Source organism: Acidovorax sp. ACV01 (assembly GCF_014851495.1).
Classification (GTDB): domain Bacteria; phylum Pseudomonadota; class Gammaproteobacteria; order Burkholderiales; family Burkholderiaceae_C; genus Acidovorax; species Acidovorax radicis.
In genome coordinates this window covers 313,323-333,372 of record NZ_JACUZT010000001.1, presented here as the reverse complement: position 1 = coordinate 333,372, position 20,050 = coordinate 313,323, and the positions used below count along the sequence as shown (strand labels likewise).

Annotated in this window: 14 protein-coding genes and 3 pseudogenes; 11 read left to right on the top strand and 6 right to left on the bottom strand. The window is 61.8% G+C overall.

The annotated features are described in order from the left end of the window. Positions 1-7: 7 nt before the first annotated feature. The 5 genes and pseudogenes from IB243_RS01585 to IB243_RS01565 all read left to right on the top strand — a co-directional run bounded on the left by IB243_RS01585 (position 8) and on the right by IB243_RS01565 (position 6,048). On the top strand, positions 8-1,060 hold the full coding sequence (locus tag IB243_RS01585; protein WP_192424526.1) for a 2-dehydro-3-deoxygalactonokinase: 1,053 nt from the start codon (positions 8-10) through the stop codon (positions 1,058-1,060). Beyond that, complete coding sequence (locus IB243_RS01580) at positions 1,057-1,746, top strand: 2-dehydro-3-deoxy-6-phosphogalactonate aldolase (RefSeq protein WP_192424524.1); 690 nt, start codon at positions 1,057-1,059, stop codon at positions 1,744-1,746. Before IB243_RS01585 ends, IB243_RS01580 begins: the two co-directional genes overlap by 4 nt. Before the next feature lie 45 nt (positions 1,747-1,791). Next, positions 1,792-2,943, top strand: a pseudogene (gene dgoD, locus IB243_RS01575) (galactonate dehydratase); the annotation flags it as partial. Between the two features lie 629 nt (positions 2,944-3,572). Further along, the gene (locus tag IB243_RS01570; RefSeq protein ID WP_225584658.1) at positions 3,573-4,328 is read left to right on the top strand and encodes a nitroreductase; all 756 of its coding nucleotides are present in this window, start codon (positions 3,573-3,575) and stop codon (positions 4,326-4,328) included. Positions 4,329-4,347: 19 nt separating this feature from the next. Next, a complete protein-coding gene (locus IB243_RS01565) occupies positions 4,348-6,048 on the top strand; it encodes an acyl-CoA synthetase (protein ID WP_192424522.1) in 1,701 nt (566 codons plus the stop codon). Between the two features lie 4 nt (positions 6,049-6,052). Here IB243_RS01565 and IB243_RS01560 read toward each other — a convergent pair whose 3' ends face one another. Continuing rightward, a complete protein-coding gene (locus IB243_RS01560; RefSeq protein WP_192424521.1) occupies positions 6,053-6,694 on the bottom strand; it encodes a Crp/Fnr family transcriptional regulator in 642 nt (213 codons plus the stop codon). Between the two features lie 346 nt (positions 6,695-7,040). Then, a complete protein-coding gene (locus tag IB243_RS01555; RefSeq protein WP_140426127.1) occupies positions 7,041-7,493 on the bottom strand; it encodes a YrzE family protein in 453 nt (150 codons plus the stop codon). A 363-nt stretch (positions 7,494-7,856) separates the two neighbouring features. Between IB243_RS01555 and IB243_RS01550 the strand changes: the two genes are divergently transcribed. Continuing rightward, positions 7,857-8,204 (top strand): VOC family protein, encoded by a 348-nt coding sequence (locus IB243_RS01550; RefSeq protein WP_192424520.1) that lies wholly within the window; start codon positions 7,857-7,859, stop codon positions 8,202-8,204. 730 nt (positions 8,205-8,934) lie between these two features. Next, complete coding sequence (locus IB243_RS01545; RefSeq protein ID WP_192425328.1) at positions 8,935-9,417, top strand: GreA/GreB family elongation factor; 483 nt, start codon at positions 8,935-8,937, stop codon at positions 9,415-9,417. 375 nt (positions 9,418-9,792) lie between these two features. Here IB243_RS01545 and IB243_RS01540 read toward each other — a convergent pair. From IB243_RS01540 to IB243_RS01530, 3 genes and pseudogenes are all read right to left on the bottom strand, one after another. Next, a pseudogene (locus tag IB243_RS01540) lies at positions 9,793-10,696 on the bottom strand (hydroxymethylglutaryl-CoA lyase). 150 nt (positions 10,697-10,846) lie between these two features. Continuing rightward, on the bottom strand, positions 10,847-11,839 hold the full coding sequence (locus IB243_RS01535) for a tripartite tricarboxylate transporter substrate binding protein (protein WP_192424519.1): 993 nt from the start codon (positions 11,837-11,839) through the stop codon (positions 10,847-10,849). 91 nt (positions 11,840-11,930) lie between these two features. Continuing rightward, positions 11,931-13,214: a hydroxymethylglutaryl-CoA reductase, degradative gene (locus IB243_RS01530; protein ID WP_192424518.1), complete on the bottom strand. Its 1,284-nt coding sequence runs from the start codon at positions 13,212-13,214 to the stop codon at positions 11,931-11,933. Between the two features lie 126 nt (positions 13,215-13,340). Between IB243_RS01530 and IB243_RS01525 the strand changes: the two genes are divergently transcribed. Next, the gene (locus IB243_RS01525; protein WP_192424517.1) at positions 13,341-14,768 is read left to right on the top strand and encodes a PLP-dependent aminotransferase family protein; all 1,428 of its coding nucleotides are present in this window, start codon (positions 13,341-13,343) and stop codon (positions 14,766-14,768) included. A 272-nt stretch (positions 14,769-15,040) separates the two neighbouring features. Beyond that, positions 15,041-15,298: pseudogene (locus tag IB243_RS27025) on the top strand (integrase); the annotation flags it as partial. Positions 15,299-15,318: 20 nt separating this feature from the next. Here the strand turns inward: IB243_RS27025 and IB243_RS01520 are convergent. Beyond that, the gene (locus IB243_RS01520) at positions 15,319-16,242 is read right to left on the bottom strand and encodes a LysR substrate-binding domain-containing protein (RefSeq protein WP_192424516.1); all 924 of its coding nucleotides are present in this window, start codon (positions 16,240-16,242) and stop codon (positions 15,319-15,321) included. A 321-nt stretch (positions 16,243-16,563) separates the two neighbouring features. On the opposite strand from IB243_RS01520, the gene IB243_RS01515 reads away from it, so the two are divergent. Together IB243_RS01515 and IB243_RS01510 are read left to right on the top strand one after the other, a co-directional pair. Then, positions 16,564-18,114: a carboxylesterase family protein gene (locus IB243_RS01515; RefSeq protein WP_370540292.1), complete on the top strand. Its 1,551-nt coding sequence runs from the start codon at positions 16,564-16,566 to the stop codon at positions 18,112-18,114. A 349-nt stretch (positions 18,115-18,463) separates the two neighbouring features. Next, a complete protein-coding gene (locus IB243_RS01510) occupies positions 18,464-19,684 on the top strand; it encodes an MFS transporter (protein ID WP_192424514.1) in 1,221 nt (406 codons plus the stop codon). Positions 19,685-20,050 lie beyond the last annotated feature (366 nt).

The following is a 20,050-nucleotide window of genomic DNA, read 5'->3' as shown; positions in this document are numbered from 1 at the left end:
GCACGCCATGGCATATATCGCCAACCTCTCGGGCACCTGCCTGGTGGCCCTGGACTGGGGCACCAGCTCGCTGCGCGCCTTCCGCCTGGGTGCCAACGGGCAGGTGCTGGAGCAGCGCAACCGCCCCTGGGGCATCATGAATCTGCCGCCGGCTCCCGCGGACCAAACTGGCGCAGGGCCCGGGGCAGCCTTCGAACGCGCACTGCAAGACACTTGCGGCGACTGGCTGGCCACCCTGCCCTCGGTGCCCCTGCTGGCCTGCGGCATGGTCGGCAGTGCCCAGGGCTGGCGCGAAGCCAAATACCTCGACGCACCCACCTCGCTCGACGACCTGGCGCGCGGGCTGACGGTGGTGGGCCGTGGCAGCGCCACACCCCTGCACATCGTGCCCGGGCTGCTGCAGCGCGGGGGCCTGCCCAACGTGATGCGCGGCGAAGAAACGCAGGTACTGGGCGTGTTGGCCGATGCCACGTTGGTGGGTGAAGGCCCGCTGCTGGTGGGCCTGCCTGGCACGCACAGCAAATGGGTGGTGGCGCAAAAGGATGGCATCCGGTGCAGCATCCAGCGGTTCCACACCTTCATGACAGGCGAAGTGTTTGCCGCACTGCGCCGCCACACCATCCTGGGCAAGACCATGCAGCCGCCAACTGAGCCCGACGACGCCGCATTCGCGCAGGGCTTGCAGGTGGCGCGCGGCAGCGATACCGACCTGGGCCTGCTGTCGCACATCTTCAGCACCCGCACGCTGGGCCTCACCGGCACGCTGCCCGCCACAGCCCAGGCGGACTATCTCTCGGGCGTCCTCATCGGCCATGAAATCGCAGGCTTGGCACGCGTGCACCCGCCCACGAGCGCCGCGCCGCACCAGCTGGTGCTGTGTGGCGAGCCCGACCTGTGCCGCAGATACACGCTCGCGCTGCAAGCCTACGGATTTGCGCCGCCCACCATTGCCGCGCAGGCCACCATCACCGGCCTGTGGCAGATCGCGCAAGCGGCCGGGCTGGTGACGACAACCCCCCACGCGCAGCCCACCCCATCCACCAGGAGCCTCGCCGCATGAACCCGATCGACAAGAATCTGTACAAGACCATGCTGCAGTGCGGCCTGATCGCCATCCTGCGTGGCGTGCGGCCGCACGAAGTCGCGGCCATTGGCCACGCGCTGTACGACGCGGGTTTTCGCATCATCGAGGTGCCGCTCAACTCCCCCGAGCCGCTGGCCAGCATCCGTGCGCTGCGAGACGCGTTGCCTGCCGACTGCCTTGTCGGGGCGGGCACTGTGCTGTCGGCCGAGGCGTGTGCCGATGTACAGGCCGCCGGCGGGCAGATCATCGTCATGCCCCACAGCGACCCCGCCGTGATCCGCGCCGCGCGCGCTGCTGGCATGGCCTGCGCACCCGGCGTGGCCACGCTGACCGAAGCCTATGCCGCGCTGGCCGCTGGCGCCAACATGCTCAAGCTCTTCCCGGCCGAGGCCCTGCCCCCGCATGTGCTCAAGGCCTGGCGCGCCGTCATCACCCCGCCCATGGCCCTGGTGCCGGTGGGCGGCATCGCACCTGAAAACATTGCTACCTACGCCGCCGCCGGCGCCAGCGGTTTCGGTCTGGGCTCGGCCCTGTACCGCCCTGGCGACAGCGCTGCCGACGTCGCCGGCAAGGCCGCCGCGTTTGTGGCCGCATGGCACACCTCCTACGGCGCGGCACGCGCTGCAGCCACCGCACCCGGCAAGGCCACCGCCAGCGCCTAGCCCAGTTTTTTTCTCTTCAACGTCCTCTCTCGCCCCCTCCGCCCTCCCATGAAGATCACCCGACTGACCACGTTCCTTGTGCCCCCGCGCTGGTGCTTTCTGAAAATCGAAACCGACGAAGGCATCGTCGGCTGGGGCGAACCCATCCTGGAAGGCCGCGCGCAAACCGTGGCCGCCGCTGTCGAAGAGCTGGGCGACTACCTCATCGGCAAGGACCCGCGCCACATTGAAGACCACTGGACGGTGCTGTACCGCGGCGGCTTCTACCGCGGCGGTGGCGTGCACATGAGCGCGCTGGCCGGCATCGACCAGGCGCTGTGGGACATCAAGGGCAAGGCCCTGGGCGTGCCCGTGTCCGAACTGCTGGGCGGCAACGTGCGCGACCGCATCCGCGTATACAGCTGGATCGGCGGCGACCGCCCCAGCGAGACAGCCCAGCAAGCCCGCGACGCGGTGGCCCGCGGCTTTACCGCCGTGAAGATGAACGGCACCGAAGAGATGCAGTTTGTGGACACCTTCGACAAGGTGGAGCGCTGCCTGCAAAACGTGGCCGCCGTGCGCGAGGCCGTAGGCCCGCACGTGGGCATCGGCGTAGATTTTCACGGCCGCGTGCACCGCCCCATGGCCAAGGTGCTGATCAAGGAGCTGGAGCCCTACCGCCTGATGTTCATTGAAGAGCCCGTGCTCAGCGAGCACGAAGAGGCGCTGAAGGAGATCGCCCGCATCTCGTCCACCCCCATCGCCCTGGGTGAGCGCCTGTACTCCCGCTGGGACTTCAAGCGCGTGCTGCAGGAGGGGTATGCCGACATCATCCAGCCCGACCCCTCACACTCCGGCGGCATCACCGAAACCCGCAAGATCGCCACCATGGCCGAGGCCTACGACGTGGCCCTGGCCCTGCACTGCCCCCTGGGCCCTATCGCGCTGGCCGCCAATTTGCAGCTGGACGCGGTCTGCTACAACGCCTTCATCCAGGAGCAAAGCCTGGGCATCCACTACAACCAGGACAACGACCTGATGGACTACGTGTCCAACCCGGAAGTGTTCATGTACGAGGACGGGATGGTGGCCATCCCGAACGGGCCGGGGTTGGGGATTGAAGTGAATGAGGAGTACGTGCGGGAGCGCGCGCAGCAGGGGCACCGGTGGAGGAATCCGGTATGGCGGCATCGGGACGGGAGTTTTGCGGAGTGGTGAGGGTGTTTGGGGAGCTGCGCCGCGTCTACATCCGGCCAGGGGCATCAACACGTCCATGCGGAGCTCAGTTCACCCGTCTCAAGCACACTGAGGACCGAGGCGGCGGCGGCGCCCTCATCGGCAGGATGGCTGCGCCAGGCTGAATGCTGCCGCTTCACTTCGGCAAGCCCGTGACCATAAACCCTTGATACCGAACATTGCCAACAGTCCGAAGAACCTGTCCACGATCTTCTGACGGACGGTGTCAAAAAAATGCAAGGTGGATCCATTACAGGCAGGCGTTGGGTAGCCTCTGGCAGTTCTTCCACAGCCGTTTTTTCTTCTACATCCATACAAAACCACGCTCCACGTCCCGGAGCTTGCACACCACCTTGGACGCATGCAGCTCGCTGCGCCAGGTACTAAGCAGCAGTAGATTGATTTGAACAATCTCCGACTACCGGTGTAGCTGGCTTACGCCTTATTTTCTACTGCCTACCGCCTGCCTCTAGGAGCTAGAAAACGGGTGCCAGGGCCAAGTGGTCAGACTGTCGAGAAATACAGATTCAAGAATTTAGACGGTACTTCTGCCGATCGCAAATGTCATCGCATCGACAGTCATGAGCGGTATCAATGCCTAGCATTCCGGCATGAACAGTTCATACACGCCTCCAACAAGGTCCACAGGCCGTTTGCACGTTCAAGCGCCCGGCACCACACTCCAAAGTAGCGAGGCGGTGGACTGGGCCATCGTATCGCGGCGCAGCGTTCGCGCTTTCATGCCTACGCAGGTCCCCCGCGAAGAGGTTCATGCCATCCTGGACGTAGCGCGCCACGCAGCCTCAGGCATGAACACCCAGCCCTGGCGCGTGCATGTGCTAACGGGCAGCGCCAAGGAACGGCTGAGTTCAGCCATCGCTACTGCGGACAACGATGGGGAAGCGTCCACGGCACTCACGGAGCCCTACCACTATTACCCACTCGAATGGGTATCGCCTTATGTGGATCGACGCCGCAAAGTGGGCTGGGACCTGTATGGCCTGCTTGGCATTGCCAAGGGTGACAAGGCGAGCATGCACGCGCAACACGGCCGCAACTATCGTTTCTTTGATGCGCCGGTAGGGCTGATCTTCACGGTGGACCGTGTCATGCAGGCCGGCAGCCTTATGGACTACGGCATGTTCCTTCAGAGCGTGATGGTGGCAGCCCGTGCACGCGGGCTTGATACCTGCCCTCAGGTAGCGTTCACCAAGTTTCACCAGATCATCCATGCCGAGCTGGGCATACCCGACACCCACATGGTGGTCTGCGGCATGAGCTTGGGCCATGCCGACCCAGCCCGCATCGAGAACACGTTGGTGACCGAGCGCGAGAGCGTCGAATCCTTCACCACCTATCACGAATAGCAGCTATGGAGACAACAGCATGACCCCCACTACGGCAAGCAGTCCATCCCGCAGTCCCTACCAGAACGGCCTGGAACGCACACTCGCCAACCACCTGCCGCTCACGCCTCTCGGTTTCCTGGACCGCAGCGCACTGGTCCACCCTGACGGAATTGCAGTGGTGCATGCGGGTGCCAAGCAAACCTGGGCGCAGACGCGCGATCGTGCCTACCGCCTAGCCAGTGCACTCGCACAGCGCGGCGTGCGGCGCGGCGACACCGTGGCCATCCTGGCGCCCAACACGCCCGCCATGCTGGAGGCGCACCTGGGCATCCCCCTGTGCGGCGCGGTCATTAACGCCATCAATTGCCGCCTCGATGCCGAGGGCATCACCTTCATCCTGCGGCACGGCGAGGCGCGCATCCTGTTGGTGGACAGCGAATTCGCGGCGCTGGCAGACAAGGCCGTTGCGGGCCTGGACCAGCCGCCGCTGGTGGTCGCCGTCCACGATGCGTGCCTGCCCGCGCAGCCAGCCTTCGGTGCAATGGACTACGAAGCCCTGTTGGCCGAAGGCGACCCGGCCTTCGAAGGCCTGTGGCCCGAGGATGAGTGGGACCCCATCGCGCTGAACTACACGTCGGGCACCACGGGCGACCCCAAGGGCGTGGTGCCCAGCCACCGCGGCACTTACCTCATGAGCCTGCTGCAGATGACCGACTGGGCCATGCCGCGTCGCCCGGTGTACCTGTGGACGCTGCCCATGTTCCACGCCAACGGCTGGTGCTTCACCTGGGCCATCACGGCGGCGGCGGGCACGCATGTGTGCCTGCGCAAGGTCACGGCCAAGGCCATCTTCGAGGCCATTGCCGAGCATGGTGTGGACCATTTCTGTGCCGCGCCCACGGTGTTGGCCATGCTGGCCAATGCACCGGCGCACGAGCGCATCGCGCTGCCGCGCCCGGTGCGCGTGCTCACAGCGGGCTCGCCACCGCCGGCCGCAATCCTGCAGGCGATTGCCGCGATGGGCTTCGATGTGGACCATGTGTATGGCATCACCGAGGTCTCGGGCACGCCCGTGAGCTGCGTGCGCCAGCCCGGGTGGGCAGCCTTGCCGGAGGCCGGACGTGCCCAGCGGCAGGCGCGCCAGGGCGTGCGCGCCGCTGCGCTAGAGCACATGCGCGTGCTCAACCCCGACACGCTGGAGCCCGTGCCGGCCGATGGCGTGACGGCTGGCGAAATCATGCTGCGCGGCAATACTGTGATGAAGGGCTACCTCAAGAACCCCGGCGCCACGGCCAAGGCCTTTGCGGGCGGCTGGTTCCACACCGGCGACATCGCGGTGCTGCACCCTGATGGCTATGTGCAGATCACTGACCGCTCCAAGGACGTGATCATCTCGGGCGGGGAGAACATCTCCTCGGTGGAGGTAGAGGACGTGCTGCACCGCCACCCCGCCGTGCTGCTGGCCGCCGTGGTGGCGCAGCCCGACGAGCGGTGGGGCGAGGTGCCCTGCGCCTTCGTGGAGCTCAAGCCCGATGCGGTGGGCACGGTCAGCGCCGACGAACTGATCGCGTTTTGCCGCGAGCATCTGGCGCGCTTCAAGTGCCCGTGCCAGGTCGTATTCGAGGTCTTGCCCAAGACCGCCACCGGCAAGATCCAGAAGTTCCGCCTGCGCGAGATCGCGGGCAGCCGCGAGGCCATCACAAAGCTGGCGCAGGTTCAGGCCGAGCCTGCAGGCTGAGCGTTCAGCCTTCGCGGGCAATCGACTGCAGTACCTTCAAGTCGATCACCTCGATCGACCCATAGCCCAGGCGAATGGCGCCCCGGTCCTGCAGCTCCTGCAGCGCCCGGTTGGCCACCTGGCGCGACACGCCCGACAGGCGCCCCAGCTCTTCCTGCGACAGCGTGATGCGCCGGGCAGTGTTGGGGAACAGTGCATCGTTGAACAGCCCCGACAGGCTGTAGGCCACCTGCGCCGTTGTGTCACCCAGTCGGTCGGTCTGCACCTGCGCCACATAGTGGGCCAGGCGCGCGTTGAGCTGCCCGATCAGCCACAGCGCAAACGGATGGCTCTCGTGCAGCAGCCGCAAAAACTCGCTGCGCGGCAGCAGCGCCACCACGCTGTCGGTCAGCGCCGTCACAGCATAGGGCCGGGGCTCATCCTTAAGCACCGAGCCCTCGCCGAACCATGCGCCCGATGGCACGCCTGCGAACGTGCTGATCCGACCTTCTTCGGTAATGTTGTCGAGCTTGAGCATGCCCTCCATCACGCCGGCCCAATGCGCAGGGGGCATGCCGCGTGCAAATACGGCGCTGCCAGCAGCAAAGCTGCGCACCGTGACGGCACTGCGCACGCGTTTAGCTTCTTCGCCGGTCAGAGAGGACATCCAGGACGACTGGGAAAGAAACGAGTCAAGCGGGTCTGGAGTCATGTTTATTCAAGCGCACGGTGCTTCGCGCAGATTTTGTGGGAGATCACGGCTTTCGCCAATTGGGGGCGATGCCTGCCGCGGGCAAAAGGAGATAGGCACCGGTCCATCAGACGACCCATAACGGCGATCCAACCAGCGAAACCACGCTCAAACGAAATGCTGCTTCAGGCTGGCTGCGGGCACTCGCTCCGTCTCTACGAATGCGTACCATTGGCCACAAGCCGCCAGTTGCGGCTAACGAAAGGGGCGCAACAGACAAAGTATGAGGCCCGCAGCATGCGGGCCTGCTTGACTGCTGGGGTTAGACAGTCCGCTGGGCGCGAACAAAGCCGCCGAACAAGCCAGACAAGGTGGCAACGACAAAGTAAATAGCCGCGCTCCAGGTCAGAACAGACGTGCTCGCTGGGTTAAGAGCCATGACGAAGAAAAAAGATGTGCTTAGGACTCCCGCTATGAGGCCTTGAATGAGGTCACGTCCTTTTCCGTAAAGTGCGGACACGTAGCCACCGAAAACAGTGGCAATTGCGAGAGTAGCAAGTGATAAAAGCTCAACTGTTGATGTGAGTCCGCGTCCCATTTGCGCATACGCTTGCTCAGGGGAAAACCCTTTAGCTAGGTGCAGCCAGAGATATGCGTTTGCGACGACCGTTCCAAGAAAAGCAGACCCGCCAATGGCTGCCGCGCTTCCCACCAATGCAGACCACCAGTTGACCTTAGTGTTTGGCGAGAAAGCTTGATTTGTGGGTGACTGCATTCGGAATCTCTACATGATGTAACCCGCAGCGTCTGCGGAATGAACCGGATCGTGCGAGATATTCTGGACACTGCTCCTCCTGGAAGTGGTTTGCAACTTAGGTGTGCAAGCACAGGGATGTTCAACGTCCAAGTCGAAATTCCGCGAGACCTAGCAAGAGCAACTGGACAAACTATAGCTTGCGAGCAAGCAAGGGCCTAGCTTTCAATCGGCATATTTTCGGATAGCGAGCAAGCCGGGTTGTGACAAATGCCAGTTTTGGGGTAATGCTATCCACCGGCTGCTCAGGGCCCAATGCTGCAGCACAATCAGCCGAACCATAAGGCTGCCCCCCAACCACGGACACTGCTTCTCGGAGTGAACATGAGTTTGTCTATTTTGTTGCGGTGCTTTGACATCGAGCAGACGAGGAACTTCTACGAATCTGTGCTTGGTTTCAGCACGGCATCAACTGCCGGCAGCACGATCACCGTCTCAAAAAATAGAGCCCGCCTCATTTTCACGGACCGAGATTTGTGGCGTACGAATCCCATCATTTCAGGGACGATTTACCTCACCGTTGCGGATGTGGACTGGTATTTTTTTGCCATCAAAGACAAGACGTCCATTGCCTGGCCTCTACAGGATATGCCCTATGGAAGCAGAGAATTTTCCGTCGCCGATTGCAACGGGTATCTGCTTGCGTTCCAACAGGCTCTGGGCGGGCAGTAGGCCGCAATTTCACTACGGGCCCGTTGCGGCCGCTGCAATGACTGTGGCTATTGACCAGTAGGCGCCGTCCAAGCGCTAGCGGCAACGGATGCTTAATCTACTGGGGAGCGGGGATATTTTGGTACGTTCTCCGCAATGATGGGCTACGCGAAGCCAGAGCGCCAAGGCTAAAGCACGTTGCTATACCAACCACTGCACACAGCGACCCGAGAGCCACCCAAGAAAAGGATTTGGAGATGAGGATGTGGGCTTGCCAACTCATCAACGCGATCAGCAGAGCCGCGCAAACTTTAAGCTTATGTGAGGGCGCGAGCAACACTGCGGCACAGACAAGAAGTATCGAAACTGCAGCGTAGCTAATCGACCAGATCGAAATTGATACGGGTGGAAAAGCACATAGTCCGGGCGATGAGCGCCACCACCCGTCTGGACAGACAAACCTCCCCCAAAGCGTGACCTGATAAAAAATCAGCATCTTGCCGACAGTGACAATGCCAAAGCACAAAATTGCCAAAGCCAACCAACGAATGGCTGCGATAACGCTGAGGGGAAATCTTTGCATAGCTCAGTCTATCCCTTCGTACCTGGTGACAGGCTCCATCAATGATCTCATAGGTAGCAGTGGGCCCTTAGCTGAAGTAAACCTGCAGCCAACAAAAGCGTCGGCGGCTGGTGGAGCCCTTCACAATGAAGACCTGCTCCACTTTTTTCGAGATGCCTACTTCTCATGATGGATAAATTCTTGCTGCAGCAGCAGGTGTTGGAACGGCTCGCCGAAGACCTGCTGCAAGCCGAACAGGCAGTTCGGGCGGCCCATGAAACGGCGACCCACGAAGAAAACATCGCCGAAAACAAATACGACACATTGGGACTCGAAGCCGCCTACCTGGCCACCGGCCAAGCCCGGCGCGCCGAAGCCATCCGCCAGGCGATGACCAATTGGCGCCGATTCCGCCCGCACCCCTACGACGCCAGCAAAGGTATACAGCTCGGCGCGTTGGTCTGCCTGGTCGATTCCGACGACAAGCAGCAACAGATCTTTCTCGGTCCGGACGGGGGCAGCATGAAGTTGTTCAGCGGCGCTCAGCTCGTTCAGGTCATTAGCAGCGAAGCCCCATTGGGCAGGGCCATGCTAGGGAAATGCGAGGGTGATGAGGTGTCGATGCAAGTCGCTCCCATCCGACAGCAGTTTGAGATACTGCGGGTTCAATAGTCTGCAAGCCAGTTCGCGCCGAATTGGACGAGGTCAGCAGACTTTCAGGCGTCATGAACATACCGGCTGGCTGGCAAGGCCAGCAGTACTTTGAAACCGGTCAATGAGTCCGAGATGGCGCTCGCGCTTGAATGACCGCTGCGTGGCCCAGACCGTGAACTCAGGGGTCCGACATCACCGGCAGCAACTGCTGCGAAGTCGCCATCTGCATGCTGAGGACTGCTGCAGGTGAGTTCGTACATGAGGCGCCTGCAAACGGATACGCACTGTCGGCGGCAAAAGGTCCGGATTGCCGTCCGTAAAAAAGGCCGCGAGTGTTTTTAGGATAAATCTACGCCGCTCGCTGGCGTCTAGCCTACTTTCCTCGTAGCCCGATTAATCAGCCGATGTTGTTGAGCAGTTGCTGGACATGGCCAGCGCCACGCGTGAAGAGGTCCCACGTCCCAACGCAGAACTGATGTACATCCCCGCCTGGATCAGCTTTGGAATATTAATGCCAGTCTCGTATCCCAGGCCGTGAAGCAGGTACACCACGTCCTCAGTAGCGACGTTGCCGGAAGAGCCTGTGGCGTAGGGGCAGCCTCCCAGCCCCGAAACGGAGCTGTCGAAGGTACGGAGATCCAGTTCCAGAGACGCAACAATGTTGGCGATGGCCATGCCGTAGGTGTCGTGGTAATGACCAGCCAACTGCGATGCAGGAATCACACGAATACAGGCCTCCAGCATGCGTCGTGTGGAGTTGGGGTTTCCGCGACCAATGGTGTCTCCAAGTGAGATCTCGTTGCACCCCATCTCGCTCAGCATGAGCGCCACTTCGGAGACCCTCTCGGGTGCGATGTCTCCTTCATATGGACACCCCAAGACACAAGAAACATAACCGCGTACCCGCAGCTTACTTTCAAGCGCGACCTCAATTACAGAGCGAAAGCGCTCCAAGCCCTCGCGTATCGAGCAGTTAATATTTCGCTGCGAAAACGTTTCCGAGGCAGCGCCAAAGACCGCCACTTCCTCACAGCCGGCCGCGATGGCGGCCTCCAGTCCTTTAAGGTTAGGCGTGAGCGCGCTGTAGTGCAAGTTAGCCGTGCGCGGCACGCGGTGCATGACCTCCGCGCTGCCAGCCATTTGCGGCACCCATTTTTGGAGATACGAAAGACGCTGCCTCGATGTGCCTGACGCCTGCATCAACCAGTCCGATCTTGATGTCCACGCTAATGGGCTGCTTCTCGTTCTGCAGACCATCTCGGGGCCCGACTTCAACAATCTTGATGCGCTCGCTCATGGGGTTTTCTGGTGCTGAAGTGGCTTGATCTACAACGGACTGCAACCGGCTTGGGGCGTCGCCCCCAAAACGGGCGTTCGCCCCGCCGAGGCGCATGCGGCACAGATCCCCGGGGTTGTCTACCTGTGCCTTTACGCAACGGGGATGCGATCACTCGATCGCTACCTTGGCCGTTTTGACGTACTGACCCCAGCGATCGATCTCGCTGAAATAGAAATTCTGGTACGTGCGCTGATCCATGTGCTCGACGACGAAGAACATCTTCTTGGTCTGCTCAACGATGGCAGGCTCCTTGAGGGTGGCGTCGACCGCCTCATGCACGCGCGAGATGACGTCTTCCGGCATGCCCGCTGGGCCAAAGACTCCCACCCATGGTCCTCTTTCGACATTGAGACCGATCTCTTTGAGGGTGGGGACGTCCGGAAACTCCGGCAGGCGTTGGGGCATTGAAACTGCCAGCAAGCGCAGTGTGCCGCTACGGATGTGGGGTTCAACGGTCGACAAGACGTTGATGGAGCAGTCGACCTGCTGAGACAGTTGGGCATTGAGCAGAGGCGCGGTGCCGTTATACGGCACATGCAGGAGATCGACACTCTTCGCCACCTTGAGGGCCTCCATCATGAGGTGTCCGGAAGTGGCGGTGCTCCACGAGCCGAAGCTCATCGGGGTCTTGGCATCCTTGGCCATCTGCAGGAACTGGCTCAGGTTCTTGGCAGGGTGTGAAGCGCTCACGACCAAGGCTGCGGGGAAGAAGCCCAGCGGTGCAATGGCAACAAATTCCTTCTTGGGGTCGTATGGTGCCCTCTTCATTGCATGGGGCGCGATGGTGTGCGACTCCATTCCGCCATACACGAGCGTATAACCATCGGCCGGACTGCGCGCAGCCGCGACGCTGCCGATCGTGCCGACAGCGCCGGGGCGGTTGTCAACCACGATGGCCTGGCCGAGCCGCTTCTGAAGACTCGTGCCCATGAGACGCACGATCACATCACCGCCGCCCCCCGCTGCCCAGGGGACAATGATCTTGATCGGACGGTTGGGGAACGCAGCACTCTGGGCTAGCGTGGGAGACGCCAACGTTGACAACATTGTGGCGCCGAGGGAGCTGAGCACCGTGCGGCGCTTGAGCTTAGTTTGTGTCATTTCGATAGTCTCCAAGTTATTAGATGAGCGAAAGGTCTCACTGGCTTCGAGGTCGGCTGAATCAGCCACCCAGTCGGGAACGGTGGCTGTCTTACTTGCGGCGCAGCTCTTCGAGCAAGGCGAGCGCTCGGTCGGTGCGTACGTCATGTTCATCTGCCATGTGCTTGGCAACTATCTCGATTTCGTCACCCGCTGCCCCTGCAACCATTGCAATGTTGCGGGCGTGCAGAGCCATATGGCCGCGCTGGATCCCTTCGGTGGCCAGGGCTCGCAACGCTCCTAAGTTCTGGGCCAGGCCCACGGCAACAGCCACCTCGCCCAGCTCCTGCGCCGACTTGACGCCCAGGATCTTGAGTGACAACTGGGCCAGCGGGTGTGTCTTGGTCGCGCCCCCCACCAAGCCCACAGGCAGGGGCATTTCGATGGTGCCGACCAGCGCGCCCTGGGTGTCTTTCTCCCACGTTGTCAGCGAGGTGTAGCGGCCGTTCCGGCAGGCATAGGCATGGGCGCCAGCCTCGACCGCACGCCAGTCGTTACCGGTGGCAACGATGACGGGATCAATGCCGTTCATGATGCCCTTGTTGTGCGTAGCCGCACGGTACGGATCGATGGCCGCGAACGTGTAGGCATCGAGCACGCCTTCGATGATCTCTTCGCCGCTGCGCTCCTTGGTTGTAAGCGCTTCGGGCGTGAGCCGCACACGGGCACGTGACAGACGCAAGTCGGCCAGGTTGGACAGGATGCGCAGCCGCACGGTGCCGCCCGTGAGCTTCTCGACCAAGGGCGAAACCGACTCGGCCATGGTGTTGACGGTATTGGCACCCATCGCGTCGCGCACGTCGACGATCAGGTGCATAACGATCATCGGACCGCGGGCCGTGTCAGGGAACACGTGGATCTCGATGTCGCGGCAGCCGCCGCCCAGGCCAATGAGCACCTTATCGCGGCTGTTGGCGACCTCCAAGATTTCATCGCGATGCTTCAGGAGCGCCAGGCGGGCTCCATAGGGGTCGGTGATGCCGATAACCTGAACCTGGGCACGCATCAGCGGTCCCGTGCTGGAGGTTTCGAAGCCGCCGCAGTCGCGGGCCAACTTGGCCATGAACGAAGCTGCGGCCACGACAGAAGGCTCTTCGACCACCATCGGCACCAGGATATCGCGACCGTTGATCTGGAAATTGCCGCCGATGCCGAACGGGAGTTCGAACGTTCCGATGACGTTCTCCACCATGCCGTTGGCGCGCTCCACGGTGAGCGCACCGGGCCGGCTTATGAGGGCAACATCTCCCTCGGACAAGTTGGCAACGCGCGCGACATGCTCCAAGCGCTGCGCAGGGGTGAGAGAACGAAAATTCGGAAGTCGTGAATCGACCATTGGATGACTGCTCGGTAGTGGATACGGTATGGGTAAACTTTAGGAGCACCGTACCAAATAGGAAAGGTACAGTTTGGGCAAACAGTTCTGTTGTGGAAAAGGCCGGTGATGCGCCAGAGGTGAAAAATGACAGCTGAAGGAAGCTCCCAGACACGTCGCTCCAGATCGGCCACATTGCCCGTCTCGGTTGCAGACGGCATCGAGAGGCAGATACGCGACGGGGCCTACAAGGTCGGCGATAAATTGCCCTCGCTGCGCGAGATGGCCGAACTCCACAAGTACGCCAAGAACACGGTGGTCACGGCTTTTGAACTACTCGTTTCGCGCGGGCTGATTGAACCTCGTCGAGGTGCCGGGTACTTTGTGGTCGACAAGCCTCCATCCAAGGCGGCCGACGACGAGGCGGGAAGCTTGGGGCGAGCAAAAGACATCGTTTGGCTGATGCGTGAGCAGCTCAAGACCGAGCCTGGCGCGCTGGCAATAGCTGATGGCTTCCCGCCAGTCGAATGGCTTTCGGATGTGAGGCTGGACAAGTACCACCAGAAAGTCGTGCGCACGGGACTGGGCTCCCTGTTCCGCTATGGCAGCCGCTTCGGGTACGCGCCACTGCGAGAGCATTTGGTGCGCAAGCTCGCGGACTTTGGGATCGGTGCCGAACCCCGGCAGATCGTTTTGACGCACGGTGCCAACGAGGCGATGGACATCGTCATTCGCTATTTCGTGCCGCCCGGTGGCAAGGTTCTTGTGGACGACCCCGGCTACTACCCTTTGTTCGGCAAGTTGAAGATGGCCAGTGCTGAGGTTCTAGGCGTGCCGCGCCTGCACGATGGGCCGGATCTGGAAGCCTTGGAGCAGTTGTTGATCACACAGCGGCCCAGGCTCTTCTTTACGCAGTCGCTTGCACACAACCCGACAGGTTCGGACCTGTCCGCAGCAAAGGCCTTTCGCGTGCTGCAACTGGCACAGAAATACGATCTACTGATCGTTGAGAACGATCCGCTTGCGGACTTCAAACCGACATCGTCGCCGCGTTTGGCTTCTCTGGACCAACTTGAGCGCACGATCTACATCGGCAGCTTCTCAAAGTCGTTCTCGGCCGCGCTGCGTGTGGGTTTCATTGCTTGTGGCGCAGATTTAGCCAGTGATCTTGCCGACCTGAAAGCGCTGATCCACGTAAGTAGTTCGGAGCTTTGCGAAAGGACGGTCGATGTCATGTTGAGCGAAGGCCACTATCAGCGGCATCTGACCCGGTTGCGTAGTCGGCTCGGGGAAGCCACAGAAGGAGCACGAGCACTGTTCGAATCCGTCGGAGCGAACATCTTCGCGAAGAACGCCCAGTCCCTCTACCTGTGGGCATCCATGCCAGGGGTGGATGATTCGATGACTCTTGCAGACTCCCTGCTGCCGCACAACATCCGACTGGCTCCGGGCAGGATTTTTGGCGTCGACGCCTCAGCGGCCTCCCCATGGTCGCGCTACAACGTGGGGGCAGTGATGGATCCGAGGTTTAGAAATGCCCTCCAGCGCGTGTTGATGCAATTGGGCTCACCTTAGCATCTCACGACACTGACAAGCTTTGCTGTAGTTTTTCAGTGGTTGTGAGCTCAGGGAAATGTCCCTCGCGGGTGCCGCGTGCAGGGTCGCTTGAGGCTGCATGCAGCCGCTCAGCCCGCCGTCGGCGAGCGGCTGCTCATTGCGGGAGCAGTCATTGAACGTCACCGTCGAGCGAATCTCTAAATTCAAGGCCTATCACGGCCAGCGTGGTGTGGACAACTGCAATCGAAAGGCGCATCGTCTCTGGTCCCTCAACTCAGTGGGACACCATCATGGAATCCGCCAGTGTCGCTGTACATCGCGAGCCCTGGACCAAAGGCACGATTGTTAGTCAAAAAGCACCGTTCAAGCCCAGAGACATCTGAGCGCTCCGCGTGAGATTGCAGATGGAAAACCGGGTGCGGGAGTTGGCGCTCTTCCATTTGGGAATTGACAGCAAGCTTCGCGGATGCGGCTGGGTGGCCCTCAACTTCCTTGACGTCTGTTGTGGCGATCAGGTCAGATCGCGAGCGCTGGTCATGCAACACAAGTGAATCGCCCCCGGGGCGATTCAGGCCGGAGTGATTGCTGCATCTTTCATTCCCTCTTCCAGCATATCCAGAAAGCAGCGACCCGCGAGCGTGAGGTGGCGGCGCGACGGATACAGGGCGTAGATGTGCATCGCGGGGGGAACCCAGTCGGGCGCCACCTGAAGCAGTTGTCCGCTCGCGACAAAGCTGGCCGCCATGATCCTCGGAAGCTGCACAACCCCTAGCCCCTGAAGCGCCGCGTCCCGGTTCAATAGCAGGTTGTCGCTCACGAAGCGCACGTCCAGTTCGACGTCCGCGCTTTGGTTCTGGGGGCCGATTAGCGTCCAGCGAGCCAGTGACGCGGTAATGCTCCAGCCGACAGCAGCGCAGCGGGATAGAGCCAATGGCGTCTCCGGGGTGTTGAGAGCTGCAACGAGTGCTGGATTTGCGTACAAGGCATAGGGGACCGTTGCAAGCCTTCTGGCGACGAGGCTGGAGTCTGTCAGAGGCTGTGTGGTCGGCTGAATCACGAGATCCACCGTGTCATCCAAAGGGCGCAAACGCCCGTCAGTAGTTTGAAGTGACAGGGTGACGCAAGGATAGCGAGCGCTGAATTGCAGGGCTATTCGGCCAACAAGCGATGCCGCAATGGCTGCTGGGCAAGCCACCCGTAGTTGCCCCCAGGGACTCTCCAGGCTCTCACGTGCGACGGCGATAGCAGTTTGCGTTTCAGCTCGCACCGCCTGGCCATGTAGAAAAATGCGTTGCCCTACATCGGTCAATTCAAACCGCCTTGCATTGCGGTGCAGTAGGGCAACCCCAAGGAATGACTCAAGAGCCGCCACGCGCCGACTCAATCGCGACTTCGGTATGCCTGTGCGCCTGCTGGCAGCGGTGAAGCCTCGTGCGTCGGCTACCTCTACAAAACTCAGAAGGTCTTCCACGGCCAGCAACACGTTGTCCATTAGGTCCATCCGTCATCGTCGTTGTGCAAATAACGCGTGCGCCTGAGGTTCAAGCTCTACCGCTGTGCAATTCCCAGCTTGCCATAGGTTGCTGCAGCCCAGACCTGCTTCGATGGGCCTGTTTTTGCAACGGGGTGTTCTATCACTGAGTCTCGCCACCACAAGGTTGGTTACCTAGCATAAGTTTGTCAGCAACTGACATCTAGACCAACTATTCCAGGAGACATGATGACAACGCGAAGGATCTTTCTACAGGTTTCCTCCGGGGCGCTTGCCGGTTCGTTGATAGGGTGTGGCGGCGGAGGCGATGACAACCCCGTGGTGGACACCACTTCGGGCAAGTTCAGCGGAACCGTGCTGGGTGGCACTGCGATGTACAAGGGTATCCCCTATGCGCAGCCGCCTGTTGGAGCGCTGCGGTTTCAATCGCCCAAGCCCTATGTGCCCACCACGGCCCAGGTGACCCCCGCCACAGCGTTTGGTCCTGCCAGCTTGCAGACGCTCCCTGCGAACGTGACCTGGATCTACACGCAACCTGAAGCGCAGAGCGAAGACTGTCTCACTCTCAATATCTGGGCACCTCGCGACGTCAGCAAGGCCCCCGTGATAGTGTGGCTCCATGGCGGTGCGTGGCGCACGGGCGCGACCAGCATGCCCCTGATGGACGGGCAGAGACTGGCTGAACAGGGACTGGTTGTCGTCACTGTCAACTACCGCTTGGGTGCAATGTCCAGCCTGGCCCACCCAGATTTCACAGATCCTGAAACCGGACTTGCTGCGAACTGGGGCCTGCAGGATCAGGCAGCCGCGTTGCGTTGGGTGCACGAGAATATTGCCCGGTTCGGCGGAGACCCAGGCAACGTGTGCCTCGCAGGGCAATCAGCGGGCGCAGTCAACACGGCATTGATCGCGCAGCACCCTGTCTGGAGCCAGTGGCTGCACAAAGCTGTTTTGTTCAGTTCTGCCGGCATTGCAGCGCCTGCGGGGTTCACCCTTCAAGACGCGGCCAGCTACACCGAGCTGCTGGCCACGAGCCTCAAGACGACACCTAAGGGGCTGTTGGGCATTCCTGCGGCCACATTGCACGCGGCCGAGTTGGCACTGAACGCTCAACCGCTGCCCTCTACGTTTCGGTCCGGCTTTGGCGTCAAGGCGTCGCCCGTGATGGATGGGAAGACTGTGTTCGCCGATTGGACCCGGGTGGCATGGCCCCAGCGTGTACCGGTGCTGATCACGAACACGCTCACTGAGGGGTCTTTTTTTGTTGACCTGATCGATCCAGTGACGCAGGCTTCGCTCACCGCTCCACTGCCTTCCACCATGGAGGCGCTCACGGCCCTTGTCGCGCCACTTTCTGGTTCTGCGAGTCGGGCTTCCCAGGTGATCACTGCCTACCAGGACGCGGCCCTGACAGAGGGTCGTTCCTCAGCGCCGGGCAACCTGTGGGTTGAAATCAACGGTGACAGGAATCTGCGCAACTTCTGCGTTCGCTATGCAGACAGTCTCGTGAAGCAAGGCGCAAACGTGCGATATGGAACCTTCATGCATGACTTGCCAGCCCCGGGGCGAGGCGTTCCCCATTGTGCAGAGCTGCCGTTCTTGTTCGGCACATATGGGCTTGACTACTACCGTCAAAAAGTCGGATCGGGCGCTGCAGAGCAGCAGCTCAGTCGGCATCTGATGAGCGCAGTGGCCACTTTCGCCCAAAACGGGACGGCGACTTTTGCGGATGGCACAGTCTGGCAAAGCTACGGCAGTGGCAACACAAACTCTGCACTGATTGGCTCCGGAGCGTCTTCATCCATCGCGTTTGGCACGGTGCCGAAGATCGCCCAGATGCGCGTGTGGGATGCCCTTCTGGGGTATCAATAGTTAAAAGTGCCCTAAGTCACTCGGCGGGCATTTCGGCGTGCGCCAAGGGAACCCCGAAATGCCACTCGGCGGATGACAACGATTGCCGCTTCAGTCTGGCGCAGCGCGAGCGCGAGTGCGCCAATCGGGGCACCTGGAGGGACACAAGGCCTACAGGCCCTTCGCGCGGCGTGGTCGGTGCGGAATGCGTCCATGTCCGCGATTCCTGAAAGCACGACAGTGGGCCTGGGCCGCTCTGCCAAGGACATACCTCACCGGCGACGGCGGTGTTTCGTGGCGGCGGGGCTGCCTGCTATCGTGTGGGGGATTGCATGTCCGCCGCCCCCTTCCGTATTCAGGCCTTGAAGAAATGCGATCGTTGATTTCCTTTCCCCTGCGCGCGCCCATTGCCGTCTTTCTGGCTGGGCTCGCGGCCGCCGTGCACATCGGCAAGATTCCACCCGCCATCGGCGTGTTGCGGGATGCGTTGGGGGTCTCGCTGGTCGAGGCGGGCTTCTTGCTGTCGGCTGTCCAGCTGGCGGGCATGCTGCTCGGCGTTCTGGTGGGGGCGCTGGCCGATGGTTTTGGCCTGCGGCGCAGCATGCTGTATGGGCTGGGCGTGCTGTGTATCGCCAGCCTGGCGGGCGTGTGGGCCCGCCAGGCGGCGGACCTGCTGGCATTGCGGGCACTGGAGGGGCTGGGTTTCCTGTGGGTTGTGCTGCCGGCGCCCAGCTTGATGCGGCTGTTGGTGCCCGCTGCCAGGCTGCCCGCCTTCATGGGGCTGTGGGGGGCCTACATGCCCGCCGGCGTTGCCCTGGCGCTTCTGGCGGGGCCGGTGGTCATGGGGCTGTGGAACTGGCAGGCTTGGTGGGGGCTGCTGGGTGTGCTGGCGGGCTGCGCGGGGCTCTGGCTGGCCCTGGCCGTTGGCCCGGATGCGCGGCGCGCCACCGTGGCGCGGCCGCGCACCGACCCGCCGCCTCCCGCGGTGGTGCTTCTGACGCGGCGGCTGCGGCTCACCCTGGCCAGTCCCGGGCCCTGGGTGGTGGCGGTGGCGTTTGGCATGTACTCCTGCCAGTGGCTGGCCGTCATCGGGTTTCTGCCCTCCATCTACATGCAGGCGGGCGTCAGCGGCGTGGCTGCGGGTGCGCTGACCGCACTGGCCTGCGCGGCCAACGTGGTGGGGAACCTGGGGGCCGGCGGCTTGATGCGGGCGGGTTGGCGCACGCACCATCTGTTGGTCATCGGTTTCGGCGGCACGGCATTGGCGACGGTGGTGGCCTTCAGCCCCTTCGCGGGCGATGGCCCGGTCCTTCGTTTCGCTGCCGTGGTGGCGTTTTCGGCCATGGGCGGGATGATTCCCGCCACCTTGTTTGCCCTGGCGGTACGGCTGGCACCCAGCGAGAGTACGGTGTCCACCACGATGGGTTGGGTGCAGCAGTGCTCGGCCTGTGGCCAGTTCGTGGGGCCACCGCTTGTGGCCTGGGTGGCCGGCCTGGCGGGTGGCTGGCATTTCACCTGGGTGGTCACCGGCGTGGCTTCGGTGGTAGGCCTGGGGCTTTCTTGGTGGGTGTGCCGCCAGCGCCCTGCTTGAGCACCTGCAGCGCTCTATACATCGCTGCCGTACAAGGTGCCGCCAGCACTTGATTGCGCCACGTCACCGTCATGTAGCGGTCGGCAACGAAAGCCTGGCTCGGATATACATGCCTTCATTCGGGGCGGTTGCACAGCTAGCTTAGGACTCAGGCGGATCGACAGATCAACGCGTCGGCGTCTTGCACAGACGGCTTTTGGCGACAAAGCTGACCCTAGAAAACTGACTGCCAAAGGCGGCAACCGCTGTACGGCAGTCATCGTATGCCTATACGGCTGCCTGCATAATATTGCTCACTTTTGTATAGCAAATTGCGCTTACCCATCAAGCGCTAGAGGCCAATTTTTCTCAATTTTCATCCGTCTG

Coding starts and splice junctions, on each gene's coding strand:
- IB243_RS01585 (WP_192424526.1), top strand. CDS start 8: ATGGCATATATCGCCAACCTCTCGGGCACCTGCCTGGTGGCCCTGGAC.
- IB243_RS01580 (WP_192424524.1), top strand. CDS start 1,057: ATGAACCCGATCGACAAGAATCTGTACAAGACCATGCTGCAGTGCGGC.
- IB243_RS01570 (WP_225584658.1), top strand. CDS start 3,573: ATGAACAGTTCATACACGCCTCCAACAAGGTCCACAGGCCGTTTGCAC.
- IB243_RS01565 (WP_192424522.1), top strand. CDS start 4,348: ATGACCCCCACTACGGCAAGCAGTCCATCCCGCAGTCCCTACCAGAAC.
- IB243_RS01560 (WP_192424521.1), bottom strand. CDS start 6,694: ATGTCCTCTCTGACCGGCGAAGAAGCTAAACGCGTGCGCAGTGCCGTC.
- IB243_RS01555 (WP_140426127.1), bottom strand. CDS start 7,493: ATGCAGTCACCCACAAATCAAGCTTTCTCGCCAAACACTAAGGTCAAC.
- IB243_RS01550 (WP_192424520.1), top strand. CDS start 7,857: ATGAGTTTGTCTATTTTGTTGCGGTGCTTTGACATCGAGCAGACGAGG.
- IB243_RS01545 (WP_192425328.1), top strand. CDS start 8,935: ATGGATAAATTCTTGCTGCAGCAGCAGGTGTTGGAACGGCTCGCCGAA.
- IB243_RS01535 (WP_192424519.1), bottom strand. CDS start 11,839: ATGACACAAACTAAGCTCAAGCGCCGCACGGTGCTCAGCTCCCTCGGC.
- IB243_RS01530 (WP_192424518.1), bottom strand. CDS start 13,214: ATGGTCGATTCACGACTTCCGAATTTTCGTTCTCTCACCCCTGCGCAG.
- IB243_RS01525 (WP_192424517.1), top strand. CDS start 13,341: ATGACAGCTGAAGGAAGCTCCCAGACACGTCGCTCCAGATCGGCCACA.
- IB243_RS01520 (WP_192424516.1), bottom strand. CDS start 16,242: ATGGACAACGTGTTGCTGGCCGTGGAAGACCTTCTGAGTTTTGTAGAG.
- IB243_RS01510 (WP_192424514.1), top strand. CDS start 18,464: ATGCGATCGTTGATTTCCTTTCCCCTGCGCGCGCCCATTGCCGTCTTT.